The 300-nt window shown below is 74.0% G+C and carries 1 protein-coding gene; it reads left to right on the forward strand.

Annotated elements, in window-relative coordinates:
- Nucleotides 1-300 (forward strand): cytochrome d ubiquinol oxidase subunit II (locus tag ON30_RS03480; RefSeq protein ID WP_040704149.1); only part of this gene is annotated, 300 nt, incomplete at both ends.

Raw genomic sequence — 300 nt, forward strand, 5'->3', positions numbered from 1 at the left:
GTTCGCCCTGCACGGCGCGATCTTCCTCACCCTCAAGACCGGCGGTGTCGTGCGCGCCGACGCCCAGCGCATCGCGCGGGTGCTGCTGATCCCCACGGTGGTCGTGGTCGGCGCGTTCGGCCTGTGGACCCAACTCGCCCACGGCGTCGGCTGGACCTGGATCGCGCTCGGCGCGGCCGTCGTCGGTCTGGTCCTCGCGGGCGGCGGCGTCCTGATCCACCGCGACGGCTGGGCCTTCACCGGCACCACCCTGGCGATCGCCTCGGCCACACGCCACCCAGCGCGCGTTGACCGCCTCGA

It is taken from the genome of Nocardia takedensis NBRC 100417 (assembly GCF_000308695.1).
GTDB classification, from domain to species: domain Bacteria; phylum Actinomycetota; class Actinomycetes; order Mycobacteriales; family Mycobacteriaceae; genus Nocardia; species Nocardia takedensis.